This window comes from Aliiroseovarius sp. M344 (assembly GCF_025140835.1).
GTDB lineage: Bacteria > Pseudomonadota > Alphaproteobacteria > Rhodobacterales > Rhodobacteraceae > Aliiroseovarius.
Window position 1 is genome coordinate 1,039,983 of record NZ_CP081153.1, and the last position, 25,231, is coordinate 1,065,213.

Annotated in this window: 25 protein-coding genes; 8 read left to right on the forward strand and 17 right to left on the reverse strand. The window is 57.2% G+C overall.

From position 1 onward, the window contains the following. Nucleotides 1–78: 78 nt before the first annotated feature. Nucleotides 79–783 (reverse strand): purine-nucleoside phosphorylase, encoded by a 705-nt coding sequence (gene deoD / locus K3556_RS05045; protein WP_260518639.1) that lies wholly within the window; start codon nucleotides 781–783, stop codon nucleotides 79–81. A gap of 47 nt (nucleotides 784–830) precedes the next feature. On the opposite strand from deoD, the gene K3556_RS05050 reads away from it, so the two are divergent. Further along, on the forward strand, nucleotides 831–1,355 hold the full coding sequence (locus K3556_RS05050; RefSeq protein ID WP_260518640.1) for a DUF4329 domain-containing protein: 525 nt from the start codon (nucleotides 831–833) through the stop codon (nucleotides 1,353–1,355). A 3-nt stretch (nucleotides 1,356–1,358) separates the two neighbouring features. Here K3556_RS05050 and K3556_RS05055 read toward each other — a convergent pair whose 3' ends face one another. After that, a complete protein-coding gene (locus tag K3556_RS05055; RefSeq protein ID WP_260518641.1) occupies nucleotides 1,359–3,323 on the reverse strand; it encodes a protein meaA in 1,965 nt (654 codons plus the stop codon). A gap of 227 nt (nucleotides 3,324–3,550) precedes the next feature. On the opposite strand from K3556_RS05055, the gene K3556_RS05060 reads away from it, so the two are divergent. The 6 genes from K3556_RS05060 (at nucleotide 3,551) to K3556_RS05085 (ending at nucleotide 9,918) form a co-directional block, all read left to right on the forward strand. Next, complete coding sequence (locus K3556_RS05060) at nucleotides 3,551–4,996, forward strand: 1-acyl-sn-glycerol-3-phosphate acyltransferase (protein WP_260518642.1); 1,446 nt, start codon at nucleotides 3,551–3,553, stop codon at nucleotides 4,994–4,996. Nucleotides 4,997–5,153: 157 nt separating this feature from the next. Next, nucleotides 5,154–6,443, forward strand: coding sequence for a crotonyl-CoA carboxylase/reductase (gene ccrA / locus K3556_RS05065; RefSeq protein ID WP_260518643.1), 1,290 nt, complete (start codon nucleotides 5,154–5,156; stop codon nucleotides 6,441–6,443). Nucleotides 6,444–6,697: 254 nt separating this feature from the next. Then, a complete protein-coding gene (locus K3556_RS05070) occupies nucleotides 6,698–6,913 on the forward strand; it encodes a hypothetical protein (protein ID WP_260518644.1) in 216 nt (71 codons plus the stop codon). Then, complete coding sequence (locus K3556_RS05075; protein WP_260518645.1) at nucleotides 6,858–7,571, forward strand: helix-turn-helix transcriptional regulator; 714 nt, start codon at nucleotides 6,858–6,860, stop codon at nucleotides 7,569–7,571. Before K3556_RS05070 ends, K3556_RS05075 begins: the two co-directional genes overlap by 56 nt. A gap of 90 nt (nucleotides 7,572–7,661) precedes the next feature. Further along, a complete protein-coding gene (locus tag K3556_RS05080) occupies nucleotides 7,662–8,312 on the forward strand; it encodes an acyl-homoserine-lactone synthase (protein WP_260518646.1) in 651 nt (216 codons plus the stop codon). 67 nt (nucleotides 8,313–8,379) lie between these two features. Next, on the forward strand, nucleotides 8,380–9,918 hold the full coding sequence (locus K3556_RS05085; protein ID WP_260518647.1) for an ATP-dependent RecD-like DNA helicase: 1,539 nt from the start codon (nucleotides 8,380–8,382) through the stop codon (nucleotides 9,916–9,918). A gap of 13 nt (nucleotides 9,919–9,931) precedes the next feature. On the opposite strand, the gene K3556_RS05090 is transcribed toward K3556_RS05085, so the two are convergent. From K3556_RS05090 to K3556_RS05155, 14 genes are all read right to left on the reverse strand, one after another. Then, entirely contained in the window at nucleotides 9,932–10,699 is a 768-nt protein-coding gene (locus tag K3556_RS05090) for a TIGR02186 family protein (protein ID WP_260518648.1), read from the reverse strand. Continuing rightward, complete coding sequence (locus K3556_RS05095) at nucleotides 10,699–11,616, reverse strand: sulfite exporter TauE/SafE family protein (RefSeq protein ID WP_260518649.1); 918 nt, start codon at nucleotides 11,614–11,616, stop codon at nucleotides 10,699–10,701. The genes K3556_RS05090 and K3556_RS05095 overlap by 1 nt, the downstream gene beginning before the upstream one ends. Before the next feature lie 65 nt (nucleotides 11,617–11,681). Continuing rightward, nucleotides 11,682–12,485 carry a purine-nucleoside phosphorylase gene (locus tag K3556_RS05100; protein ID WP_260518650.1) on the reverse strand — a complete coding sequence of 268 codons (804 nt, stop codon included), beginning with the start codon at nucleotides 12,483–12,485 and terminating at the stop codon, nucleotides 11,682–11,684. Beyond that, the gene (locus tag K3556_RS05105; RefSeq protein ID WP_260518651.1) at nucleotides 12,469–13,437 is read right to left on the reverse strand and encodes an ABC transporter permease; all 969 of its coding nucleotides are present in this window, start codon (nucleotides 13,435–13,437) and stop codon (nucleotides 12,469–12,471) included. The genes K3556_RS05100 and K3556_RS05105 overlap by 17 nt, the downstream gene beginning before the upstream one ends. Then, nucleotides 13,437–14,534 (reverse strand): ABC transporter permease, encoded by a 1,098-nt coding sequence (locus K3556_RS05110; protein ID WP_260518652.1) that lies wholly within the window; start codon nucleotides 14,532–14,534, stop codon nucleotides 13,437–13,439. Before K3556_RS05110 ends, K3556_RS05105 begins: the two co-directional genes overlap by 1 nt. Continuing rightward, a complete protein-coding gene (locus K3556_RS05115) occupies nucleotides 14,534–16,105 on the reverse strand; it encodes an ABC transporter ATP-binding protein (protein ID WP_260518653.1) in 1,572 nt (523 codons plus the stop codon). The genes K3556_RS05110 and K3556_RS05115 overlap by 1 nt, the downstream gene beginning before the upstream one ends. 7 nt (nucleotides 16,106–16,112) lie before the next feature. After that, nucleotides 16,113–17,108 carry a BMP family protein gene (locus K3556_RS05120; RefSeq protein ID WP_260518654.1) on the reverse strand — a complete coding sequence of 332 codons (996 nt, stop codon included), beginning with the start codon at nucleotides 17,106–17,108 and terminating at the stop codon, nucleotides 16,113–16,115. 158 nt (nucleotides 17,109–17,266) lie between these two features. Continuing rightward, nucleotides 17,267–17,710 (reverse strand): ribosomal protein S18-alanine N-acetyltransferase, encoded by a 444-nt coding sequence (gene rimI, locus K3556_RS05125; protein ID WP_260518655.1) that lies wholly within the window; start codon nucleotides 17,708–17,710, stop codon nucleotides 17,267–17,269. A gap of 10 nt (nucleotides 17,711–17,720) precedes the next feature. Beyond that, nucleotides 17,721–18,338 (reverse strand): tRNA (adenosine(37)-N6)-threonylcarbamoyltransferase complex dimerization subunit type 1 TsaB, encoded by a 618-nt coding sequence (tsaB, locus tag K3556_RS05130; protein WP_260518656.1) that lies wholly within the window; start codon nucleotides 18,336–18,338, stop codon nucleotides 17,721–17,723. Further along, nucleotides 18,328–18,891: a NifU family protein gene (locus tag K3556_RS05135; RefSeq protein WP_260518657.1), complete on the reverse strand. Its 564-nt coding sequence runs from the start codon at nucleotides 18,889–18,891 to the stop codon at nucleotides 18,328–18,330. Before K3556_RS05135 ends, tsaB begins: the two co-directional genes overlap by 11 nt. Before the next feature lie 67 nt (nucleotides 18,892–18,958). Beyond that, nucleotides 18,959–19,414 carry a universal stress protein gene (locus K3556_RS05140; RefSeq protein WP_260518658.1) on the reverse strand — a complete coding sequence of 152 codons (456 nt, stop codon included), beginning with the start codon at nucleotides 19,412–19,414 and terminating at the stop codon, nucleotides 18,959–18,961. Between the two features lie 58 nt (nucleotides 19,415–19,472). Then, nucleotides 19,473–20,507, reverse strand: coding sequence for an AbrB family transcriptional regulator (locus K3556_RS05145; RefSeq protein ID WP_260518659.1), 1,035 nt, complete (start codon nucleotides 20,505–20,507; stop codon nucleotides 19,473–19,475). Then, nucleotides 20,500–21,363 carry a branched-chain amino acid aminotransferase gene (locus tag K3556_RS05150; RefSeq protein ID WP_260518660.1) on the reverse strand — a complete coding sequence of 288 codons (864 nt, stop codon included), beginning with the start codon at nucleotides 21,361–21,363 and terminating at the stop codon, nucleotides 20,500–20,502. Before K3556_RS05150 ends, K3556_RS05145 begins: the two co-directional genes overlap by 8 nt. A gap of 264 nt (nucleotides 21,364–21,627) precedes the next feature. Then, nucleotides 21,628–22,065 carry a DUF1489 family protein gene (locus tag K3556_RS05155; protein WP_260518661.1) on the reverse strand — a complete coding sequence of 146 codons (438 nt, stop codon included), beginning with the start codon at nucleotides 22,063–22,065 and terminating at the stop codon, nucleotides 21,628–21,630. Nucleotides 22,066–22,192: 127 nt separating this feature from the next. Here K3556_RS05155 and K3556_RS05160 point away from each other — a divergent pair, with 127 nt between their 5' ends. After that, complete coding sequence (locus tag K3556_RS05160; protein WP_260518662.1) at nucleotides 22,193–24,448, forward strand: adenosylcobalamin-dependent ribonucleoside-diphosphate reductase; 2,256 nt, start codon at nucleotides 22,193–22,195, stop codon at nucleotides 24,446–24,448. 30 nt (nucleotides 24,449–24,478) lie between these two features. Here K3556_RS05160 and K3556_RS05165 read toward each other — a convergent pair whose 3' ends face one another. Next, nucleotides 24,479–25,150: a Crp/Fnr family transcriptional regulator gene (locus K3556_RS05165; protein WP_260518663.1), complete on the reverse strand. Its 672-nt coding sequence runs from the start codon at nucleotides 25,148–25,150 to the stop codon at nucleotides 24,479–24,481. Between the last annotated feature and the right edge of the window lie 81 nt (nucleotides 25,151–25,231).

Sequence of the window (25,231 nt, forward strand, 5' to 3'; positions counted from 1 at the left end):
GCTGCGCGCGCACGCAAGCGCGACCTTTTCAGCGGTCTGAGGCGCCTTACGGCGCCTATTTCTGCCTTGTGGACAGGATCAGGCGAAGGCCGCTTCCAGCGCAATCTCGATCATATCGCCAAAGCTTTTTTCGCGTTGGTCGGATGGTAGGGCTTCGCCTGTTTGAAGGTGATCCGATACTGTCATGATCCCCAAGGCACGCACGCCATGGCGGGCGGCCAGTGTATATAGCTCGGCGGCCTCCATCTCGACCCCCAGAATGCCGTGGCGGGTCATTTGCTCGTTCAGGTCGGGGCGTTCGTCATAGAAAGTGTCCGAGCTGTAGATGCCCCCCACATGGACCCCGACATCGCGCGTGCGCGTCGCGGCAACAGCGGCCTCCAGCAGCCCGTAATCGGCGCAAGGCGAATAATTCAGTTCGCGGAACATCGATGATGACGGTGTCGCCACAGTCGTGCAGGTCATCGCAATGATCACATCCCGGACTTTCACCTGCGGCTGCATGCCACCGATCGAACCGACACGGATCAGTGTTTTCGCGCCGAAGTCGCGGATCAGCTCGTTGGCGTAGATCGACAGGCTGGGCATGCCCATACCGGACCCTTGGATGGACACGCGGTTGCCCTTGTAGGTTCCGGTAAAGCCAAGCATGCCACGCACTTCATTGACCAACTCAGCGCCGTCCAAGAAATTCTCGGCAGCCCAGCGGGCGCGATAGGGATCGCCCGGCATCAGGACGGTTTCAGCGATCTGGCCGGGTGCGGCACCAATGTGGATGGTCATCTTAATCTCCTATGGGTAAAGTCGCGCATTAGAAAACGGAGTTTGTTATGCGCTGGTTGTTCTTTGCCCTCTTTATCCTCCCACTTCCTGCTTGGGCGCAAGAGCCGGGCGAACTTGCCTTGGTCAAGAAGGTGTTTGCTAAACTGCAACCGATCTCGATCAAAGCCAATCGCGAATACTGCGGCTATATCGGTTACAACGCATCCGGCAAGCTGGTGGCGTCGAATGCCAAGCGGGGGGGCAAAGGGTCGTGTCTGGCGAATGATCCGGTCAATCTTGAGACGGTGATCGCATCATACCATACCCACGGTGCATTCTCGACCCGCTATGCGAACGAGGTCCCGTCTGGCGATGACATGGAGACCGACGAGATTGAGGGCATCGATGGTTGGGTTGCCACTCCCGGCGGTCGCCTTTGGTATATTGATACAGAAGATATGGTCACCAGCCAGATTTGCGGGATTGGGTGTTTGCCGATGGATGCCAAATTCAGGCAAGGCGACATGGGGAAGATCGCGCAAAGTTACAATTACGACCAACTCATTGAAAAGCTGGTCGAATTGGACGAATAGGCCTTACTCGGCGGCTACGGTTTTCGGCGCAACCAAGGTTACAATGTCGTCCATGATGGTATTCAGCTCAAAATCTTTTGGGGTATAGACCTTCGCGACGCCCATGGCGCGCAGCCGCTCTGCGTCGTCATCCGGGATAATACCACCCGCGACAACTGGAATGTGCCCCAATGCCGCGTCGCGCATCCGATCGATCAACTCTTCCAACAAAGGAATGTGGCTGCCTGACAGGATCGATAGGCCGACTACATGGGCTTTGGTCTCCAAAGCAGATGCGACAAGTTCCTCTGGCGTCAGCCGGATCCCTTCATAGGTGATGTCCATGCCACAGTCGCGGGCGCGGGCGGCGATTTGTTCGGCCCCGTTGGAATGGCCGTCCAGTCCCGGTTTGCCGACCAAAAAGGTCAGGCGGCGGCCAAGAGCGTCGGATACGGCGTCCACACGGGCACGGATGTCGTCCAGCCCTTCGGTGCGATTGGATGGGTTTTTCGACACGCCCGTCGGCGCACGATATTGCCCGAAAGCCTGACGCATCACTTCGCCCCATTCGCCGGTTGTCACGCCGGCTTTGGCCGCGGCAATTGAGGGTGGCATGATGTTGTCGCCGGACTTCGCGGCGGCACGCAACCCGTCAAGCGCGGCTTTGACCTTGGCATCGTCACGGTCCGCGCGCCATTGGTCCAGTCGCGCGATTTGATCGGCTTCGGCTTCCGCATCTGCCACCATGATCGCTCCGTCGCCAGATGTCAGCGGGCTTTCGGCGGCTTCTGTCCAACGGTTCACGCCAACGACGGTGGTTTCGCCAGCCTCAATCTTGTTGATACGGCGGGCATTGGAGTCCACCAGACGCGACTTCATGTACTCGATGGCGGCCACTGCGCCACCCATCCCGTCAATCTGCGCCAGTTCGGCACGCGCGCCGTCCTTCAGCTCGGCAACTTTGCGGTCCACGGCGGGGTTTTCATCAAACAGGTCGTCGAATTCCAAAAGGTCTGTTTCATAGGCCAGAATCTGTTGCATGCGCAGGGACCATTGCTGGTCCCAAGGGCGGGGCAGGCCAAGTGCCTCGTTCCATGCGGGTAGCTGCACGGCGCGTGCGCGGGCGTTTTTCGACAGCGTCACCGCCAGCATCTCGATCAGAATGCGGTAGACGTTGTTTTCAGGCTGCTGCTCGGTCAGACCCAACGAGTTCACCTGCACACCATAACGGAAGCGGCGGAATTTCGGGTCTTCGACGCCGTAACGCTCACGGGTGATTTCGTCCCACAGTTCGACAAAGGCGCGCATCTTGCACATCTCGGTGACGAAACGGATGCCTGCGTTCACGAAGAAGCTGATACGGCCGACCATGGCGGGAAAGGCCTCGGCGGGAACTTTGTTTTTCAGATCGTCCAGTACGGCAATCGCGGTGGCCAGCGCAAAGGCCAGTTCTTCTTCCGGCGTCGCCCCGGCTTCTTGAAGGTGATAGGAACACACGTTCATCGGGTTCCACTTTGGCAGATGTTCGCGGGTGTAGGCGGCCACGTCGGTGATCATGCGCAACGAAGGTTCGGGCGGGCAGACATAGGTGCCGCGAGACAAGTATTCCTTGATAATGTCGTTCTGAACCGTGCCCTGCAGCTTCGAGATGTCCGCGCCCTGTTCCTCTGCCGCAGCAATATATAGTGACAACAGCCATGGCGCAGTGGCGTTGATCGTCATCGAGGTGTTCATCTGCTCAAGCGGGATATCGGCAAATAATGCGCGCATGTCACCAAGGTGACCAAGCGGCACACCAACCTTGCCCACTTCACCCCGTGAGAGCTTGTGGTCACTGTCATAACCGGTCTGGGTCGGCAGATCGAAGGCCACGGACAACCCGGTTTGCCCCTTGGACAGGTTATTACGGTACAGCGCGTTCGAGGCTTTGGCGGTCGAGTGACCGGCATAGGTGCGGAATAGCCAAGGGCGGATCGTATTTGAAGACATGGCAGAGACTCACCTTATGTTGCGCTGCAGCATTTTTCGCAGACGCAAGATTATTTCGCAAGGGTGAAATCAGCGGGAAGAAAATTACGCACGATGCTGTGCAGGGAAGCTTGCTGGGGCAGAATTGACTGTTTCGCCCGCCGCGCGTTGAAAACACGCTGTTTGGTTGGTTTAGGAGCGCCACGCACGGCCTTTACCTTACAGCCATTTCCTGAAAACGTGGCGCTATGACGCGCGCGATAGAATTGCCCCTTTGGCTTCTTATCCTGATCCTGGCCTTTGCCACGGTGACATTTGCATCGCATTTCTTATTTCCGTCAGTCCGCTGGTTCTTCCGCAAACGGCTCGTGCGGGCCGTTGACCGATTGAACGAGAAGCTTGAACGCCCGATCGAGCCATTCAAGCTCGCCCGACGCTACGATATGGTCCAGCGGTTGTCCTATGATCCCGAAGTCGCGAAGGCGATTGCCGAACATGCGCGCACTAACGGTGTGCCCGAACAGGTGGCGTTTGAAAAAGCGCAGCGATACGCCCGTGAGATTGTGCCAAGGTTTTCCGCCACGGCCTATTTCGGCTTCGGCATCCGCGTTGCCAAACTGCTTAGCCGCTCGTTTTATCGTGTACGGCTCGGCGCGTTTGATGAAGCCCGACTGAAAGAAATCGATCCTGAGTCAACCATCGTGTTCGTGATGAACCACCGGTCGAACATGGATTACGTATTGGTCACTTGGTTGGCCGCCGAACGATCACACCTGTCCTATGCGGTTGGAGAGTGGGCACGCGTATGGCCCTTGCGCACTCTCATCCGATCTATGGGCGCTTATTTCATCCGACGCAAAAGCCGCAATGCGCTCTATCGCAAAGTGCTGTCGCGTTACGTGCGGCTCGCGACCGATGGAAATGTGACCCAAGCGATGTTTCCCGAAGGCGGCCTTAGCCTGAATGGCACGGTGGGCGAACCTAAGCTGGGATTGCTGAGCTATCTGGTTCAGGACTTTGATCCAGACGTGAACAGAAATGTCGTCTTTGTGCCGGTCGCGATGAATTATGATCGGGTCTTGGAAGACCGCGTGCTTGTATTGGCGGACATCAAGGGGAACCGGCGGTTTGGTCTGCGGTTCAAATATGTTGCCCGCCATGTTGGTCGCCATGTCTGGCAGCGCCTGACCGGCAAGTTTCACCGTTTCGGCTATGCCAGCGTTTCGTTCGGTGTTCCATTGTCATTGAATGACTATCTAAGTGACCGTAACCCGGCAGATGTCCTGGAGAACCTTGGTCACGAACTGATGTCACGCATTCGCGACGTGGTGCCGGTTTTACCGGTGCCTGTTGTGGCCGCTATTATGCTTGAGAAAGAGACCCACACACGGGCCGAGGTCGAGACCCGTTTCGCGACCCTTGTTTCTGATATGGAAGCCAATGGGGCGCATGTTCATTTGCCCCGTGGCGATATGGCTTATGCCGCCGAAGTTGGCCTTCGGCTTTTAACGCTGCGCAAACTCATCATCGAAAAAGGTGAGGGGCAGGACGCGCTTTACAGTGTTAATTTGCCGGACCGCTTGATACTGGCCTATTATGCAAATTCCATTGCACATCTGTCGGGCGATATCAGCCCTATTCAAATTTCGGACCTGACCCCAGCCGAGGTCGCTGACGCCGCCATATTGCCGTAACTGCGCTCGACCCACCGAAAGTGGGCGCGACATAAAATTACAAAAAAAGACCAATTGTGGTTGCATTCTTGCGGGGCGATACGTAATGCTGCAGTAGCAGCCGCATTTCTGCAATGCGGCAATGGAATCAGATAACGCGTACATACAGGAGGCCCCGATGGCTTTGGATACACAACCCAGCATCGCTGATTACGATGCCCCGAAGAAAGACCTTTACGAGATTGGCGAAATGCCACCACTCGGCCATGTGCCAAAGCAAATGTATGCTTGGGCAATCCGCCGTGAACGTCACGGCGAACCCGACAAGTCGTTCCTGGTCGAGGTTGTGGACACGCCTGTTCTGGACAGCCACGAAGTGCTGGTTCTCGTTATGGCGGCCGGCGTGAATTACAATGGCGTCTGGGCGGGTCTGGGCGTGCCGATCTCGCCATTCGACGGACACGGTGCTGATTACCATATCGCGGGGTCGGATGCGTCGGGCATCGTTTGGGCTGTTGGCGATAAGGTGAAGACTTGGAAAGTCGGCGACGAAGTTGTCATCCACTGTAACCAAGACGACGGCGACGACGAAGAATGTAACGGTGGTGATCCAATGTTCTCGCCGTCGCAGCGTATCTGGGGATACGAGACGCCAGACGGATCATTCGCGCAATTCACCAACGTGCAAGCACAGCAGCTGTTGCCACGTCCCAAGCACCTGACCTGGGAAGAGAGCGCCTGTTACACGCTGACACTCGCGACCGCTTACCGGATGTTGTTCGGTCACGCACCGCACGAACTGAAGCCGGGCCAGAACGTGTTGGTTTGGGGCGCGTCAGGCGGCCTTGGCTCTTTCGCGATCCAATTGATCAACGCGGCGGGCGCCAACGCGGTGGGCGTGATTTCGGAAGAAGACAAACGCGACTTCGTTATGGGCCTTGGCGCAAAAGGCGTGATCAATCGCAAGGATTTCAACTGCTGGGGCCAATTGCCCACGGTGAACACGCCAGAATACGCGGCTTGGTTCAAAGAAGTCCGCAAATTCGGCAAAGCCATCTGGGACATCACCGGCAAAGGCAATAATGTCGACATGGTGTTCGAACACCCCGGCGAAGCCACCTTCCCGGTTTCGACGTTTGTCTGCAAGAAAGGCGGGATGGTCGTGATCTGCGCCGGTACGACAGGGTTCAACTGCACATTTGATGTTCGGTATCTGTGGATGCACCAAAAACGCATTCAGGGCAGCCACTTTGCCCACCTGAAGCAAGCCGCGTCCGCCAACCGCATGATGGTCGAGCGTCGCATCGACCCCTGCATGTCGGAGGTATTCCCATGGGACGAGATCCCGGATGCGCATATGAAGATGCTGCGCAACGAGCATAAACCGGGGAACATGGCCGTTTTGGTACAAGCACCAAAAACCGGGCTGCGCACCTTTGAAGACGCACTGGAAGCCGGCCCGAAGTAACGCCACTAATCGTTTAAATGAAAACCCTCTACCCTGCCGGGGTAGAGGGTTTTTTTGTGCCGATTTTCGTAATCGCAGGCCTGCGGTTCGTGCGAATCACCAAACACAAAACCGACCAATTGGTTGGCTATGTTGAAGAACAAAGACTTACGAATTCACGCCTCGCTATTTAAGGGGAGGCAGAATGTGTGAATTTCCCAACACGAAAACACATGCGAAGGTTGATTTTCCAACTTTCGAGATCGAGGCTTTACATGTCTGATGAATGGATCATTGATGTTCTTACTGACCTGAAGGCCTACGCGGTTAAAAATGGTTTGAACGTCACAGCAGACCAGCTTGATGACGCGCGGCTTATCGCCATGACCGAAATCGCCTCAGCCTCACGTCGAGAGACGGAGAATGCGCGCGCACATGAAAAACCGGTTGGAAGACCTTGTCTCTACGTTGCAGGCGGCGAGCTCGCTTGAAGACCTGCAAGTCGTTACAGAGGCCTTGCGCGACCACTACGGCGTCACGCACACGGTTTATCATTGGGTAAATTCAGTTGGTGAAAGGTTTGGTGCTGGGACCTACAGCGCCGAATGGGTCGACCGTTACCTCGAGAAAGATTACCTGCGCATTGATCCAGTTATTTTTGGATGTTTTCAAAGGTTTACACCTGTAATTTGGAAAGAGCTCGACTGGTCATCCAAGGCCGCCCGTGAGATGTTTCAGGACGCAATGGATCATGGGCTTGGCAACCAGGGATTCACCATTCCGATCCGCGGACCCAATGGACAATTCGCGTTGTTCACCATGAATGCCAACACAGAAGATGACGCGTGGGAAACTTTTGTAGATGAGAACACGCGCGACCTGATGATCGTTTCACATGAGCTGAACAAAAAAGCGTTGGAATTCGAGAAATGGGGGCAGGATGGTCAGTCGCCTGCTTTGTCACCGCGGGAGTTGTCTGCCATGACCTGTCTGGCAAAAGGAATGAACCGCGCACAATCGGCGGCAGAGTTGAAGATTTCTGAGCACACCCTGAGAGTGTATATAGAATCGGCACGCCATAAATTGGGAGCTATGAATACAACCCATGCGGTAGCGCGGGCGTTGTCGACAGGGATCATAATCGTATAAAATACAATTAAAACGCTCAAGACATTTGCCTTATTTTAACCTTAAGGCGACCATCATTTGGCTAACTTATCGGACAAAGGAGCCAAACCGATGCTGCGCTATCTCTATGGTAATGATTTGAACAACTTCCCGCTGCTTGCAGATACTATGTTCCGCGATCGTGCTGAACAGTTTTCTCGCCGGTTAGGCTGGGATGTCCATGTGGACGATGCGGGACATGAACGCGACGAATACGACGCAATGAACCCGCTCTACGTGATCTGGGAACAAGCCGATGGTCGCCACGGCGGATCGATGCGATTTCTACCTACGGTCGGTCAGACGATGGTCAATGACCACTTCGATCACCTGACGGATGGTGTGCATATCGAAAGCCCGTTGATCTGGGAATGCACGCGGTTCTGCCTTGCACCGGGTGCGGATCGTCGCGCGTCGGCCGCTTTGGCGCTGGGCGCGGGCGAGTTGATGTCAGCCTTCAAGCTGCGTCATTACGTTGGCGTATTTGACCCGCGGATGGAACGGATCTATCGCCTGATGGGACTTGAGCCAGAGGTGCTTGGAACGTCAGGTGAAGGAAAAGACCGTATCGGTGTTGGCCTTTGGTCGATGAACGATGACGCGTTTGCCCCGACCCTTGCCCGTGTGGGCGTGGATCGTGAAACCAGCAAGAACTGGTTGCGCTATTCGCTGGGTCTTGGCCAACGGGTCGTTACTCCGGACTCCATGCCCGCCAGTGCATAAGAAATAATCAGACTGATGTGCGCCCAACGTGCTGGCGCAGCATCAGAGCGCAGGTTAGTGTCGCGCCATGACCACAGGCGCGCACCTAACGTATTCTGATGACCAGGCTGACGCCCATGATCGCGTAGCAGAAATGCTACGCGGGGCAGGCGTCAATTTGGATGACGCATTGCTTACCCCGCTGTCTGACGGCAAGTCGCATGTGATGGCGGTTGTTGGGAAAGCGGGTTCTGGCAAAACGATGCTTTTGGCCGAACTTTACCGCGCGCTGGAAGAGGCAGGCGTGGACATTGTGTCCGGTGATTGGGAAGGCAAACGCCGGAAAGATCGCAGAACGCTGGCCATCTTGGCACCAACCAACAAAGCGGCCAGTGTGCTTCGCAACCGCGGTGTGCCGGCGACGACAATCCACCGCATCCTCTATACCCCTGTCTATGACCCGGAATACGAGAAGATAGCGGAGTGGCTGGCGGGCAATGGCGAACGGCCAGTCGTTGAAGGTTTGACCGATCTGGCCTTGGATCGCGCATTTGCTTTCTATCAATCCAATAAATCCATACCGGGAGCTCTGGCGACGGCGGGTCTGCGTGGATCTGATTTTATCACCGGCTGGAAACGGCGTGACGATCCGCTGGATATCGGTTTTGTCGACGAAAGCTCAATGTTGGATGAAAAGCAATTCAACGATCTGCGCGAAATCTTCCCAACTTTGGTCCTGTTTGGCGACCCGGCACAGCTTGCCCCGGTCGGCCAGTCGGGCGAAATGGTTTTTGACCGTTTGGGCGACAGCAGAAAAATGGTCCTGCATCGCATTCACCGGCAAGAGCAGGACAACCCGATCCTAGATTTGGCGCATGCCCTGTCAGATGATGCGCTGGATTTCCAGACATTCGAGCAGATGATAGAAGACGCCGCACGGACCGATGACCGCGTGGTGGTGGCGCCGCGTGTGAATGCTGATCTGATGGCTCGCTCGCCTGTTCTGGTCTGGCGCAACGTGACGCGTGTCCGCCTGATCCGCGCGTTCAGGGGGGCGTTCGACGCGCCGGAATACGAGCTTTTACCGGGCGAGCCGTTGATCTGTGACGGGATCGAACTGCCGCTCAAGCACCGAAAGAAACGCATTGATCTGGAAGCGCGCGGCCTGATCAAGGGCGCGCAATGTATCTATCTGGGACCCGGAAATCGCGAAGGTTTCTCGCGCCTGCATGTGTTGGGGGCTGAGGATCCGCAAGTGTCGGCTGCGTCGATTATCAAGATTGAGCAGCCAGACGAAGAAGAGCCGTTTATTCCCTATGCAGCGCGCATGGGAGCGGCGTTTCTCCACGGGGCTGCGGTGACCATTCACAAGGCACAGGGGTCGCAATGGCCGGAGGTTCAGGTTTTCGCGCCAGACATCTGGGCGGCATCTCGGGCTGGACGGACCGAGGCTGGTTTGCCGTTATGGAAACGATTGGCTTATGTGGCGATAACGAGGGCGGAAACACGGCTGCATTGGGTCAAGCGCTATGCCATGGCACGACCGGAAAGCGGGTTGTCGACCCAAGATTTGCCAAGCAAGCCTGTGGCCCTGACCTTGGAAGCGCAAGACGAAAGCGCGGCATAGGCCGCGGCCTTCCTTAGGTGCGAAGGATAATTCGAAACAGGGCCGATGCACCCCAGCCAGCGGCGATCGCGATCACCAACGACAAGATGCCATAGACCAACGGTTGTTCGTGCGCGAGGTTGTAGATCCACCGTTCCAAGCCGACTTTCTGAACGTTGATCACCGTCTCATATTGTGACGCCACGCTGCCGCCACGTGTCAGGTATATCCGTGTGCGGTATTCACCTTCGGTCACATTGGCAGGCAAGGCTATGCGCGTGTCAAACAACGTTTCTTCCTGCAGATTTACGGTGCCTTCCATAAGCTTATAGAGGTCCGATTTTTCGCGGATCCGTATCAGTGCGCGGGTGAAGTCGCGGGGATCATCGTTGTTGAAAGGGTTGTCATTGATGCGGATCGAACGCTCAACCGATATGAGGTGCTGCAAGTCGTCCAGGATCGAAACCGTTTCTGTCAGTGGCGCGGATGTCGCCACCGCATAAAAGCTGGGCGCGGCTGCCAACTCGAGCGATTCCGTGTTGACCCAGATGCCAAAGCGTTTGTCTTTCTTACGCACCGTAATCGGGGTTGCAGGTCCTTCAACCACGACGATCACTTGAAGCGGGTTATCTGTCGGCGGCGGTGTGTCGCGTTTGACGGCACCGAAGATCAGGATTTCCGAGCCCACGAATGTGGCTGTGATCGACACACGGTTCTGGCTGAGCCCCGCGACGACCTTTTCCGCGCGCGCGGGCAGAGCGGTCGCAAGAATCAGAGACAGGATGGCGAGAAGTCGCAGCATCAATGCCCCCCCGCCTGACCGATCTCAAAAAGCTCGGAGGGCTGGATCAGAAGGTCGAGCGCAAGTTTGCCGCAGACGACCAGAACCATAAGCGCCAGCAGCACGCGCAGTTGCTCAGCCTTCAGCTTCACGCCGATCCGCGCGCCGATCTGTGCCCCAACGACCCCGCCGATCAGCAACAAAACCGCCAAGGCCATATCAACAGTGTAGTTTGTCGTGGCATGCAAAAGCGTCGTGAAAGCGGTTACGAAGATGATCTGAAACAGCGAGGTTCCGACAACGACCTTTGTTGGCATTCCCAGCAGATAGATCATCGCGGGCACCATGATAAAGCCGCCGCCAACACCCATGATGGCCGCCAGAATGCCTACCAAAACGCCCACAAGAATTGGCGGGATGACCGAGATATAAAGACCCGAGGTTCGGAATTTCATCTTGAATGGAAGGTTATGGACCCAGGTGTGTTTGCGCCGAGTTGGTATGGCCCCACCGCCCCGTGTTTTCATAAGCGCACGCACGCTTTCGACAAACATCAATGATCCGATAATGCCAAGGAACAGCACATAGGACAGCTTGACCAGCAAATCGACCTGTCCAATGGCTTTCAAAGCATTGAACAATTGCACGCCCAAGGCCGCACCGATCAACCCACCGATCAACAGCACCACCCCCATTCGGAGGTCCACTGTTTTGCGTTTAAGGTGGGCAAGAACGCCGGAAAACGAGCTTGCGACGATCTGATTGGCTTCGGTGGCCACGGCCACAGCTGGGGGAATGCCGATGAAGAACAGCAAGGGGGTCATCAGAAAACCACCGCCCACACCAAACATGCCAGACAAGACACCCACAATTCCACCAAGCCCGAGCAGCAAAAAAGCGTTTACGGAAACCTCGGCTATTGGCAGGTAAATCTGCATCAGTAAAAACTCTGGGCTGGCTGTGTGTTTGCGAATTGCTTCTTTATTGGCCCAAGAGGCAGGGGTTAGTCACGTGTTAAGTAGCGACGAACCAGTTTTTCCAGCTTTTCAGCGCCAAGTGGAGCCATGGCCTTGGTGTGTTCGTGGCTAATCGCCTCGTCTGACAGGCCCTGTGCCATGTTGGTAATGGTCGAGAAGGCGGCAACCCGCAACCCAAGGAACCGCGCAAGAATCACCTCGGGCACGGTGGACATGCCGACAGCGTCGGCTCCAAGCCTGCGAATGGCGCGAATTTCGGCGGGGGTCTCAAACGACGGACCGGAATACCAGGCATAGATTCCAGGGGTCAGGGTGATCCCTTCCTCGGTTGCGATTTTTGCGAAAACGCCCTGCATCTCGGCGTCATAGGCGCCGCCCATAGGCACAAAGCGTGCGTCCGTGGGTTCGCCAATCAAAGGGTTCAGCCCCGAGAAGTTGATGTGATCCGAGATCAACATCAATTCGCCCGGTGGAATGTCCTGCCGCATCGAGCCGGCCGCATTTGTCAGGATCAGACGGTCCGCGCCTAAGGCCTTCAACAGTTCCAGCGGCAGGCGCATCGCATCCGCCATCCCGTTCTCGTAATAGTGGGACCGGCCCCCGAACACAGCAACCCGCGTGCCTTCCATCTGCCCGATCACAAGTTTCGGGTTGTGGCCTGAAACATGGGGCTGGGGAAAGCCATCAAGTTGGTCATAAGGGATAGACACCCCATCGACCGTGTCGGCCAAATGCCCGAGGCCAGATCCCAGCACCAGCCCGACGTCTACGGGCTCGGCCCCGGCAAGATTGCGGACCTGCTCGGCGAGTGCTTCAGCGTTCTTTGACATAGGGTTGTCCCCCGGCCTTGGGTGCGACCGCAGTGCCTCCAAACCCGGCAAGGATGATCACGGTCAGGATATAGGGCAGGGCCTGCATGAACTGCACCGGAATGACAAAGCTGCCGAGATCGATGTTCTGATACCGGTTGGCGATGGCTTCGAGCAACCCGAACAACAGCGTGGCATAAAGCGCATGCCATGGCCGCCAACGGGCGAAAATCAAAGCGGCCAGCGCAATGTATCCGCGCCCGGCGCTCATCTCTTTCACAAAGCCAGCGGCCAGCCCGGTTGCCAGATAGACACCCGCCAATCCGCACAAGACACCAGCGATGGCCATCGCGGCATAGCGCAGCCGGATCACCGAGACACCCGCCGTATCGACCGCCGCCGGATTTTCACCAACAGCGCGCAAGCGCAGGCCAAAACGGGTACGGTACAAAACGAACCACGACAGCGGCACCATCAAAAGCGCCACATAGACAAGGATCGTGTGACCGGACAGCAAATCCGAATAAATCGGTCCAAGGATCGGTACATCAGCCACCGCATTGGCAAAGGGTAGCTCTACAGCCGAAAACCGCTGCCCGCCCGACAGGCTAGGGGTGCGTCCTCCAAGGCCAAACCATGCGGTCCCGATCAGGATCGTGATACCCGAGGCAAAGAAGTTCAGCGCCACGCCAGAAATCAGCTGGTTGCCTTGAAAGGTGATCGACGCCATGCCGTGCACTGCCGAAAACGCAATGGACGATGCGACACCGGCCAGCAATCCCAACCAGACCGATCCAGTTGCCGCCGCAACCGCCGCCGAGAAAAAGGCCGACGCAAGGATCTTGCCTTCAAGCCCGATGTCAAAAATACCTGCGCGTTCTGAAAACAATCCGGCAAGGCAGGCAAACAATAGCGGCGTGGCAAGACGTAACGCGCTGTCTGAGATCTGGATTATCGTCAGGAAATATTCCATCAGTTTGCCCCCCGTTTCGCTGCACGGATGAAGGCACGTTCCACCGGCACCCGAACCATGTTGTCGAGCGCGCCAGTGAACAAGATGACCAGCGCCTGAATGACAATGACCAACTCGCGCGGAATTTTCGTCCACAGCGACAGTTCACTTCCACCTTGGTAGAGGAAACCGAACAACAGGGCAGCCAGCAACACCCCGAACGGGTGGTTGCGACCCATAAGCGCCACGGCGATCCCGATAAAGCCCGCGCCTTCAACCGAGTTCAGGACAAGCCGCTCTGCCTCGCCCATTGTGTTGTTGATGGACATCATGCCGGACAGGCCACCTGACAGGATCATCGCGATCATGATGATCTTGAAGGGTGATATGCCCGCGTAGACAGAGGCTTCGGGAGACAGCCCGAAGGCTCGGATTTCATAACCCAGACGAGACCGCCACATCAGAAGATAAACCACGACACAAGCGGCCAACGCGATGAACAAAGAGATGTTCACCGGTGCAGATTTTGAGAATGCGATGCCCAGCGGTTCAAGCATTTCGTGCAGCGTCGGCAGGTGCGTCGTCTCCGGGAATTTCCCAGTGGCCGGGTCCATGGACCCTTTGGGGCGAAGCACGTTGACCAGCATATAATTCAAAAGGGACGCGGCGATGAAGTTGAACATGATCGTGGTGATTACGACATGGCTGCCGCGGCGGGCTTGCAGATAAGCCGGGATCATTGCCCAAGCGGCACCGAATACTGCCCCGCCGATCATCGCGAACAAAAGCGCGACAGACCAATGCGGAAAGGGGATATAAAGACAGACCAGCGCCACGCCCAAGCCGCCAATCATGGCCTGACCCTCGCCACCGATATTGAACATCGCGGCTTTGAAGGCGATTGACACAGCAAGCCCGGTAAAAATGAAATTGGTCGCGTAATAGAGCGTATAGCCCCATCCATATGTCGACCCGAGCGCGCCGTTGATCATCATCTGTAACGCCTTGATCGGGTTTTCCCCGATGGCAAGGATCACCAAGCCCGACAGCACGAAAGCGATCAGTAAGTTCAGCAGTGGGATCAGGGCGACATCGGCCCATTTCGGCATCTTTTCCATCAGGCTGCGTCTCCTTCACCGGAAACCCCGGCCATCAAAAGGCCAAGCTCTCTCTCGTCAGTCTGGTCGGGCAGGCGCTCACCCATGATATGACCGTCAAACATAACGGCGATCCGGTCACTGAGAGACAGGATTTCTTCCAGCTCAACCGAGATAAGCAGCACAGCCTTGCCCTGATCGCGCAACGCAATGATTTGCTTGTGGATGAATTCAATCGCGCCAATGTCGACGCCGCGTGTTGGCTGGCCCACCAGAAGCAGGTCGGGATTGCGCTCGATCTCGCGGGCGACCACGATCTTTTGCTGGTTGCCGCCGGAAAAACTTTTGGCCTCCAGTTGCGGGTTGGGCGGACGGACATCGAAACGGTCCATCTTGTCCTGTGCGACTTCCAGCATCTTCGCGTTGTCCATCAGCAGTTTGTTCTTCTGATATTCAGGCGCGTGGTGGTAGCCGAACACAATGTTTTGCCAGGCGGGGAAGTCCATGATCAGACCATGCTCCTGCCGGTCCTCTGGCACATGCGCAATGCCTCGTGCGCGCCGTGACCGTCCGTCGGACAGCTTGCCGGTCAGGTCGATCGGATCACCGTTGATGCGAATTTCACCGGTGGCCGTCGCATAGCCGCCCAACACTTCCAGAAGCTGGGATTGACCGTTTCCAGACACACCAGCAATCCCGAGGATTTCGCCCGCGCGCACATTCAGCGAGATACCTTTCAACCGTTCGACGCCGTGGTCGTCGGTCATGCGCAGGTTTTCCACTTCCAGCACTTTTTCGCCGGGGTTGGCAGGCACTTTGTCGACCCGCAAAAGCACTTTGCGGCCAACCATCAGCTCGGCCAAATGCTCGGGGTTGGTATCCTTGGTCTTGACCGTTGCGGTCATTTCACCGCGTCGCATTACCGATACGGTGTCCGTGATTTCCATGATCTCGCGCAGCTTGTGGGTGATCAAGATGATCGTTTTACCTTGGTCGCGCAGACCATTCAGGATGCGGAACAAGTGGTCCGCTTCGGCGGGGGTCAGCACCCCGGTTGGCTCGTCCAAAATCAGGATGTCGGCTTCGCGGTAAAGCGCTTTTAGGATCTCGACACGTTGTTGCACACCTACGCCAAGATCTTCGATCAATGCGTCGGGGTCGACGTGGAGTTCATATTCTTCCGCAAGTGATTTCAGTGACTTGCGTGCCTTGGCCAACGAAGGCTGTAGCATTGCGCCGTCTTCGACCCCCAAGATCACATTTTCAAGAACCGAGAAATTTTCGACCAGTTTAAAGTGCTGGAACACCATCCCGATACCGGCAGCAATCGCAGCCTGACTGTCGGGGATCTGGGTCTCGTTGCCGTGGATAAAAACCTGCCCGGCATCGGCTTTGTAAAAGCCATAGAGGATGGACATCAACGTCGATTTTCCCGCGCCGTTTTCGCCGATGATCCCGTGGATCGTCCCCGGCTGCACAGAAATCGAAATGTCCTTGTTCGCTTGCACGGCCCCGAAGGCCTTCGATATGCCGCGAAGCTCGATGGCGGGAGCAACAGTCGCCTGTTGCCCCCCAGTTTTCAGGGTTGCCATTGCTGGATCAGAAGTCCAGAGCGGGGCAGCTGTCGTCCGACGTGTAGTCGTGAACAGCAATTTCACCCGAGATGATCTTGGCCGCCGCTTCGTCAACTGACGCTTTCATCTCATCCGAAACCAACTCGGCGTTGTTTTCGTCAAGTGCATAGCCAACACCTTCTGCGCCAAGGTTCATGACCTGGACACCGGGTTTAAGATCTGTTCCCGCCTTCATTGCCTCATAAACCGCGACATCAACGCGCTTCAGCATCGAGGTCAGAACTTTGCCCGGATGCAGGTGGTTCTGGTTTGAATCCACACCGATCGACAATACACCTTCGTCAGCCGCTGTTTGCAGAACGCCCAGACCGGTACCACCGGCAGCGGCATAAATCACGTCCGCACCTTGGCTGATTTGTGCTTTCGTCAACTCACCACCCTTAACCGGGTCGTTCCAAGCAGTCGGCGTGGTTCCGGTCATGTTCGAGATGACCTTCGCGTCCGGGTTCACCGCTTTGACACCTTCGGCATAACCACAGGCAAACTTGCGGATCAGCGGGATGTCCATGCCACCGATGAAGCCGACAGTGCCCGACTTGGAGGCTTGTGCGGCCATCATACCGACCAGATACGAGCCTTCATGCTCGGAAAACGCGACGTTCAGAACGTTTGGCGCATCCGACCAGCCGTCAATGGTGACGAAGGTCGTTTCCGGGAAATCCGGCGCAACTTCGGACAGCGGGGCAGACATCGCAAAACCCATGGTGATCACCGGGTTCGCGCCCGTTTCAGCAAAACGGCGCAAGGCCTGTTCACGCTGAGCTTCGGACTGAAGCTCGATTTCAAGATAGCTGCCGCCTGTTTCGTCGGCCCATTTCTGCGCGCCGTTAAAACCGGCTTCGTTGAACGACTTGTCAAACTTGCCGCCAAGGTCGAAAATAATTGCGGGATCGGCCATTGCCGCACCAGCGGTCAGGGCCATCGACGCCGCAGCGCCTAGAAATGTCTTCATCAGGGTCATGTTGATACTCCCGGTTGTTGTTGTTGGGGGGTGAGCGGACGGAATGTCAGCCGATTCCCAAAGTCTGCGAGCAGATCGCTGAGTAGGATCATCCGGGATTTTGGGCGGAGGGCAAGGGTGCGGTCAACATTAAGTTTCACTGACCAGTCTGAAAACGCCTATTTTTCAGAAGGTTCACCCAAGGGAAGGCGTTTAGAAAGCGCGATAGCATCGACGTCGCCACCCGCTTTACGTGCATAATAGCCTTGCCGGCGACCAGATTCGGCCCAACCGGCTGACAAATACAGCGCTCGGGCTGCTTCATTGTCTTCTGCAACCTCAAGAAAGGCGTGTTTGGCGCCTCGCGATCGGGCTTCCTGCTCAAATTGTAGCAACAGTTTGCGTCCGAAACCTTTGCCCTGTTGTTCGGGGTGGACCGCAATGGTCAGAAGTTCGACCTCATCCACAATCACGCGCCCCATCGCGAAGCCATAATCTGCGCTGACAACGAAAATATGGGGCGATTGCAGCAGTGCCTGCATTTCATCAACGCTCCAGGCGCGCGTGGTTTGGAAAGCCACGGCGTGCAGGTCTGCGATCGTTTTAGCTGTCTTGTCGGTCATAAAAAAGCGGTTAGGGAAGGATAAGCGGTGCCGGGTCGCGCGGTGGGGCGGCGTCGGCTGTGCGAATATAAAGCGGAGCAGGGCGGGTGATCGGTGTCGTCCCAGCCCGCGCAAGACGGAGGGCGGCAATGCGCGCGATTGCCGGGGCCGGATCGCCTAACGCATCGGGGCCGATCCGCGCACCTTCAAGTCCCGCAACTTCGCGCGCGGACAGGAGGCAGGGCATTTCATCATCCCAGTCTGGGCGCAGGTATTGGGCAAAGACATGATCGCGGCGCGCATCAAGAAGCGACCAGATCGGACGGCTGGCGTCAATTGCCTGTGCTTCAAGCGATGATACGCCAATGGCGGGGATGCCCAAAGACAGGGCCAAACCGCGCGCCGCTGCGACCGAGATGCGAATGCCGGTGAAATTGCCCGGACCTATACCGACGCCGATAGCGGCCAGATCTTTCCAGGTGAGGGCTGCTTCAGACAGCACCTCTTCCAGCAATGGCATCAAACGTTCGGCTTGCCCCTTGCTCATCTCTTCATAGCGGCTGGCAATAATTTGGTTGCCCGACAGCAAAGCGGCCGCGCAATGCGCGGCCGATGTGTCAAACGCCAAGATCAATGGATCACGCGGCAACGGGCCGTACCTCGGTCACCTCAGGGATATAGTGCTTCAGCAAGTTCTCGATCCCCATCTTCAACGTCAGCGTCGATGAGGGGCACCCAGCACACGCGCCTTGCATGTGCAGGTAAACGATGCCGCGGTCGAAGCCGTGGAAGGTTATGTCGCCGCCATCTTGCGCCACGGCAGGGCGCACACGAGTATCCAGAAGCTCTTTGATTTGCTCAACGATCTCGCCGTCTTCGCCATGGTGTTCCGCGTGACCCGCAGGGGCCGTCGCTTCACCTGCCATGACCGGTTGGCCAGATTGGAAATGTTCCATAATCGCGCCAAGGATCGCGGGTTTGATATGGTCCCATTCAGTGTCGTCACCTTTGGTCACCGTTACGAAATCCGCGCCAAAGAAAACACCGGTCACACCCTGCACTTTGAAAATCCGCTCGGCCAATGGCGAACTGCCAGAGGTTTCGGCAGTCGGGAAATCAGCCGTTCCTGTGCCCAAAACGGCCTGACCGGGCAGAAATTTCAGCGTCGCGGGGTTCGGTGTGGATTCGGTTTGGATGAACATGTTGGCGCACCTTTTTTGTCAGGATTGATATGGGCCTCGAATAGGCCGAAGTCAAGGTGGCTTGGGCTTACGTAATCTCTTCCAGCCGATCCTTGGACATTTCACCTGGCACGATGGTCATGGGCACCGGCAACGTGGCCGAGGCCCGCATGAGTTGGCTGATAATTGGACCCGGGCCGTTTTTTTCTGCGCCCGCCCCAAGTACCAGCACGCCGATGTCAGTGTTCTCGTTGATCTGGGCCATAATCTCGGCCACCGCCTCGCCCTCGCGGATCACCAGTTCGGGATCGACGCCTTGCCGGTCGCGCATCCACTTGGCAAAAACTTCGAAATGTACGGTGATACGTTCGCGCGCTTCTTCACGCATGATGTTGCCAACACCGATCCAGTGGTTGAATTCATCGGGGGCGATGATCGAAAGCACCTGCACACCGCCGCCGGTCTTCGCCGCACGCATGGCAGCAAAACGCATCGCGTTAAGACACTCGCGACTGTCATCAAGGATCACAAGGAACTTGCGCATATTGGCCCTCCAAAATCAAGGTCAGTGTGCCTCAGGGGGGGGGTGCTGTCCATGGTTTTCAGCGCGGCGTCTGGCGGGCGATACGGGTGGCATAGCCGGTGATGAGAATGGCCAAAAGCACCAACCGGCCCACATGGGCAGCGGCGACAAAGCTGGGATCCGCGCCCATGGCCACGCCGACGATGATCATGGTTTCCAGCCCACCGGGTGCAAACCCCACCAGCAAATCCAGCACAGGAAGACCAGACAGATAGGCTGCCGGAATGGCAACAGCGGCGGCCATCAGACCCGTCAACGCAACAACAATCCCTGCCGCCGCCACGTTGTGCTTCAGATCGCGCCACGTGACGCCGGAAAAGCGAGTGCCAATCAGACACCCCATCATGATCAGCACAACTTGGCTGACCCAAGGGGGAAGATTACCATCAACCGCTCCGGTCAAATGAAAAGCTGCGGCCGCGATCATGGCCGCCAGCAAAACCGGTGCAGGCAGGCGCAGGCGGATCAACACAGGCGTAAGAGCCAATGCGGCGGCCAATTCGGCGCCGATCATCAGCAAAGGGGCCGTGGCACGTCCCATTGGCAACCCGGGTCCAAGCTCGATCCCCGAAAGGCGGGCCGCCAAGGGGACAAAAAGGCTGAGTGCCAGAACACGAAAAGAGGCAAGGATCGCGGGGCGGGCGACGGGAATGCGCAAGCTGTCAGACAGCGATACGACAAGGCTCAGATGGCCGGGGGCTGCGGACAAAAAGGCCTCGTCCCGGCCAAAACCCATTGTGCGTGTCAGCACCCAGCGTCCGACAAATGGTGTGGCAACGGTCAGCGCCGCCAGCAGGGAAAAGGCGATGGGCCAGCGCAGTACGGCCTCGATGCTGGTTGGGGTGACCATTGATCCCACCGTCAACCCGACCAACACAAAAATGACATTGCGCAACGGCGGGGCGATGTCGGTCTGCATACCACGCAGGCTGGCGATGGCGACAACCAACGCTGGCCCGACCAGCAATCCCATTGGCATGTTGATGGCCCATGCAATCGCCGCACCGACAGAACCGACACAAAGGGTCAGAACCGTGCGGCAGGGTTCAGACATCGGAATGAGCCCAGTCCCAATACAGGTCACGGACCCGGCGTGTCATTGGGCCAGAGTTATACATAGTGCCGTCAAATTCACTGACCGGCGTGACTTTCATCATGTTGCCGGACATGAACACCTCGTCCGCCTTGCGGAAATCGGCGAAGGTCAGAACGGTTTCATGCACTTTGATACCATCAGCGGTCATGTTGGCGATGTGGCGCGCGCGGGTGATGCCGGCCAGAAAACAGCCGTTCGGGATCGGGGTGAACACCTCGCCGTCGCGGACCATGAAGATATTGGCCGAAGCAGTTTCAGCCACATTGCCAAGCGCATCAGCGACAAGCGCATTGCCATAACCCTTGGCACGTGCTTCGGACAACATGCGGGCATTGTTGGGGTAGAGGCAACCGGCTTTGGCGTCGACCACGGCATCTTCGATAACAGGGCGTCGAAAGCGCGTCGTTGTCAGCGTGGTCGCAGCGGTTTGAGGCGCCATCGGAATTTCCTCAAGCGACACGCAAAACCCAGTAGCACCTTCTTTTGGCACGATCCCCAGATCGCCGCCTTCCAGGGCCCAATACATCGGGCGGATGTAAACCGCGGCATCTTGCGGATAGGCGGCAAGACCCTCTTTCACAATCTCGACCATGGCAGCGGTTTCAACTGTTGGCGAGATCATCAGTGCTTTCGCAGACCGGTTTACCCGCGCGCAATGGGGTTCAAGATCCGGGTGGATGCCTTCGAAATATCGCGCGCCGTCAAAGACAGTGGTTCCCAACCACGCGCCATGGTCGGCGGCGTTCATCACGGGAAGGTCGCCGTCGTGCCATGTGCCATTGAAATAGGTGCGGATATTGGTGCCGGTTGCCATCGGGGCCTCCCTGAAAGTCGAGCAAACAGTATCAGGCATAAGACCGGTGTCCAGACCTGTCGCTTTGCGACCGGGCCGAAAGAACGCCCCCGGCAGATGGGGATCACTGCCGAGGGCGTGCGTATGCAATTGGTTGAGACGGGTACACGCAATGTGCGATCTGGTTTTCCGGGCGGGTGGCCGGATAAACCGGGAATCGATCACAGGGTAGACTGTGCCGTGGGATCGAAACCGTTTTGTGACAGCGCTGTCCGGCGCGCGGGTTCAACGGATTCCGATATCCGCCAGTGCGGCTGCCAACGCGTTCGGCAAGGGCGTGTCGTCGCTATGGGCATTGTCAGTCAAAAGGTCACGCGGGGCATCGGCGGGCGGCAGGTATCGCCACCCTTGAAAAGCCCGGCGCGGCTGGCTTTCGGTGCGAACGATGTCCGGGTGCAGCACGATGCCACAGCGACGTATACCGTCGTCGCCGATCACCTCTTCCAGACGAATGATGCGTTGGCGGGCAAGAACAAATCCCTTGAAAACCCAATAGAGAGACCCGCCCGACAGAAGCTCGGCCTCGCGCTTCGGCCACATGCGTGTGACATGGCGAGGATTGGCCTGTCCGCTTTGCGCCCGGCGCGTTGCCTGCCACGTTTCAAGGTCCTCGACTCGCTCAGCCCCGACGCATAATTTTACCAGATTTATGAAGTCGGGCACTTGGTCACCCCAGATATAGTGTGATTGAGAGATTACTTTAGTTAATTTCTGGCAGGTTGGCAATTGACCTGACCCCATCGGCGGCCCTATTCTGGAACACCTTCCAACACGCATAGGAATCGTCTGCATGAGCCGTTTTGCTGCCCCCATCGCTGAACAAATCTGGGATATGAAATACCGGCTCAAGCAGGCCGATGGGACAGCCGAGGATAAGACGGTCGAAGACACGTGGCGCCGCATCGCCCGCGCTTTGGCAGAGGCAGAGCCCGCGCAGCAAGATGCGTTCTATGGTGCTTTGGAAGATTTCAAATTCCTGCCCGCAGGTCGGATCACCGCTGGGGCGGGCACGGGCCGGTCGGTGACGTTGTTCAACTGTTTCGTCATGGGAACGATCCCTGACAGCATGGGCGGCATTTTCGATATGCTGAAAGAAGCCGCGCTGACCATGCAGCAAGGCGGCGGGATCGGTTACGACTTCTCGACCATCCGCCCGCGTGGGGCGGACGTGAAGGGTGTGGCGGCAGACGCCTCGGGCCCGCTCAGCTTCATGGATGTATGGGACGCGATGTGTCGCACAATCATGTCGGCCGGTTCGCGCCGCGGGGCGATGATGGCCACGATGCGCTGCGACCACCCGGACATTGAAGATTTCATCACCGCCAAATCCGACGCCGCCCGTCTGCGCATGTTCAACATGTCGGTGCTGGTGACCGATGATTTCATGCAGGCCGTCAAGGAAGACACCAGCTGGGAACTGACGTTCGAAGGCACCGTTTATCACACGGTTGAGGCGCGTGATCTTTGGAACAAGATCATGAAGGCGACCTACGAGTATGCCGAGCCGGGCGTGATCTTCATCGACCGTATCAATCAGATGAACAATCTGGCCTATTGCGAAACCATTGCCGCCACCAATCCCTGTGGCGAGCAACCCTTGCCGCCATATGGCGCTTGCCTGCTTGGTTCAATCAACCTTGCGCGTCTGGTTGCGGATCCGTTTGAGGAGGCCGCGCATCTGGATGGTGACGCGCTGTCGGAGTTGGTCGCGACTGCCATTCGCATGATGGATAATGTGGTCGATGCCAGCCGCTTCCCGTTGGAAGCACAGCGCCAGGAGGCTCAGGCCAAGCGCCGGATCGGGCTGGGTGTCACCGGACTTGCCGACGCTCTGTTGATGCTTGGTCTGCGCTATGGTTCGGACGAGGCAGCGGCCCAGACCGAAGCCTGGATGAAGCAAATCGCACGCGCGTCCTATCTGGCGTCGGTCGAATTGGCCAAGGAAAAGGGTCCGTTCCCGTTGTTTGACGCCGAGAAATACCTGGCTTCTGGGTCGCTGACCCATATGGACGATGACGTGCGCGATGCAATCCGTAAACATGGCATCCGCAACGCGCTTCTGACGTCGATCGCACCCACTGGCACGATCAGCCTTTATGCGGGCAACGTGTCCTCAGGAATCGAGCCGGTCTTTGCCTATGCCTATACCCGCAAAGTTCTGCAAAAGGACGGCACGCGCACCGAAGAGGAGGTCGTGGATTACGCCGTTCAGATGTGGCGCGACAAGTTCGGCGACAAAGAACTTCCCGACTATTTCGTCAACGCTCAGACGTTGGAGCCGCTGGCGCATGTAAAAATGCAGGCGGCCGCGCAGAAATGGATCGACAGCTCGATTTCCAAGACCATCAACTGCCCGGAAGACATCAGCTTCGAGGCGTTCAAGGACGTCTATATGGCTGCGTGGGACAGCGGCTGCAAAGGCTGTACGACCTATCGGCCGAATGACGTGACGGGATCGGTTTTGTCAGTGTCTGAGAAAACCGAAACTGTGCCCGAAGCTGATACAGGCGCGGATGTCGTCTATATCTCCGAGCCGCTGGATCGCCCGCAATCTCTGGAAGGCCATACCTATAAGGTCAAATGGCCCGACAGTGAGCACGCGATCTATATCACGATCAACGATCTGGTCCTGAACGGCCATCGCCGCCCGTTCGAAGTGTTCATCAACTCGAAGAATATGGAGCATTTCGCCTGGACCGTGGCCCTGACGCGCATGATTTCGGCCGTGTTCCGGCGTGGTGGTGATGTCAGTTTTGTCGTCGAAGAGCTGAAAGCGGTGTTTGACCCGCGCGGCGGAGCCTGGATGAATGGGAAATACATTCCGTCCATATTGGCGGCGATTGGCGGCGTGATCGAACGCCATATGGTGTTGACGGGCTTCCTTGAAGGCGAGGGGATGGGGTTGAAAACTGACCCTCATGCGGAAGTCGTGAACCTTGGCAACGCCCCGCGCGGCCCGGCCTGCCCAAGCTGTGGACAGTATGACATGCGCATGATCGAAGGCTGCATGACCTGCGCATCCTGCGGCCATTCAAAATGCGGATAAGCTGACGCGAGGGGCGGGCTTTGGCACGCCCTATCCGTCGTCGCGTGCGTAGTTGCGCAGCTTTTGCAAGTCGCTGATAATCGCGCTGCTTTTGTCAATCTGGACACCAAAGGCACCCAGCCTTGAAAAGGCGCGTGACAGGCTTTCGGGCTTCATTCCCAGACGTCCTGCGATCAGGACTTTATCATAGGGCAGCTTGATGGCGCAGTCGCTTGGCGTTCCATCACACAAAGCCAGCAGAAACTCTGCGACACGCTGAGGTGCCGTCTTGGCCTTCAGCTGTTCTAGCTGGGTGACCAGCCCGTGCAGATGTGTGAATGTCGCCGACAGGATGGACAATGCGACCTCGGGATCCTGCTTCACAAGTTGAACAAGGACGTTGGTCGGGATGTTCATGATCTCGCAACTTGTCGCAGCTTCGCCCGACACCGGATAGGGCAGTTTGCGCAAGGCCACTGCTTCGCCAAAGCTTTCGCCCCGGGTAAAGACACTCACCACAGCTTCGGTTCCGCCACGGGTCATGCGATACAGCTTGACCCAGCCGTCCAACACAATGTGGATCGCCTCTGCCGGATCCTCTTGCATAAACAAAGTCTCGCCGCGTTCGTAGTGGCGCCAAGTCGCCTGCGACAGAAGATCCTCCACATGCACCTTCGGCAGCGCGCGCATAAACAGCGAATTGCGCGCTATGTTTTTATACATTTCGTGTGGCACTCTTTAGTCCCCTGTCAACGGCACCGCGCAAGCAGAATGCCACCTTGTTCCCAAATGAAGTCTAGCTGC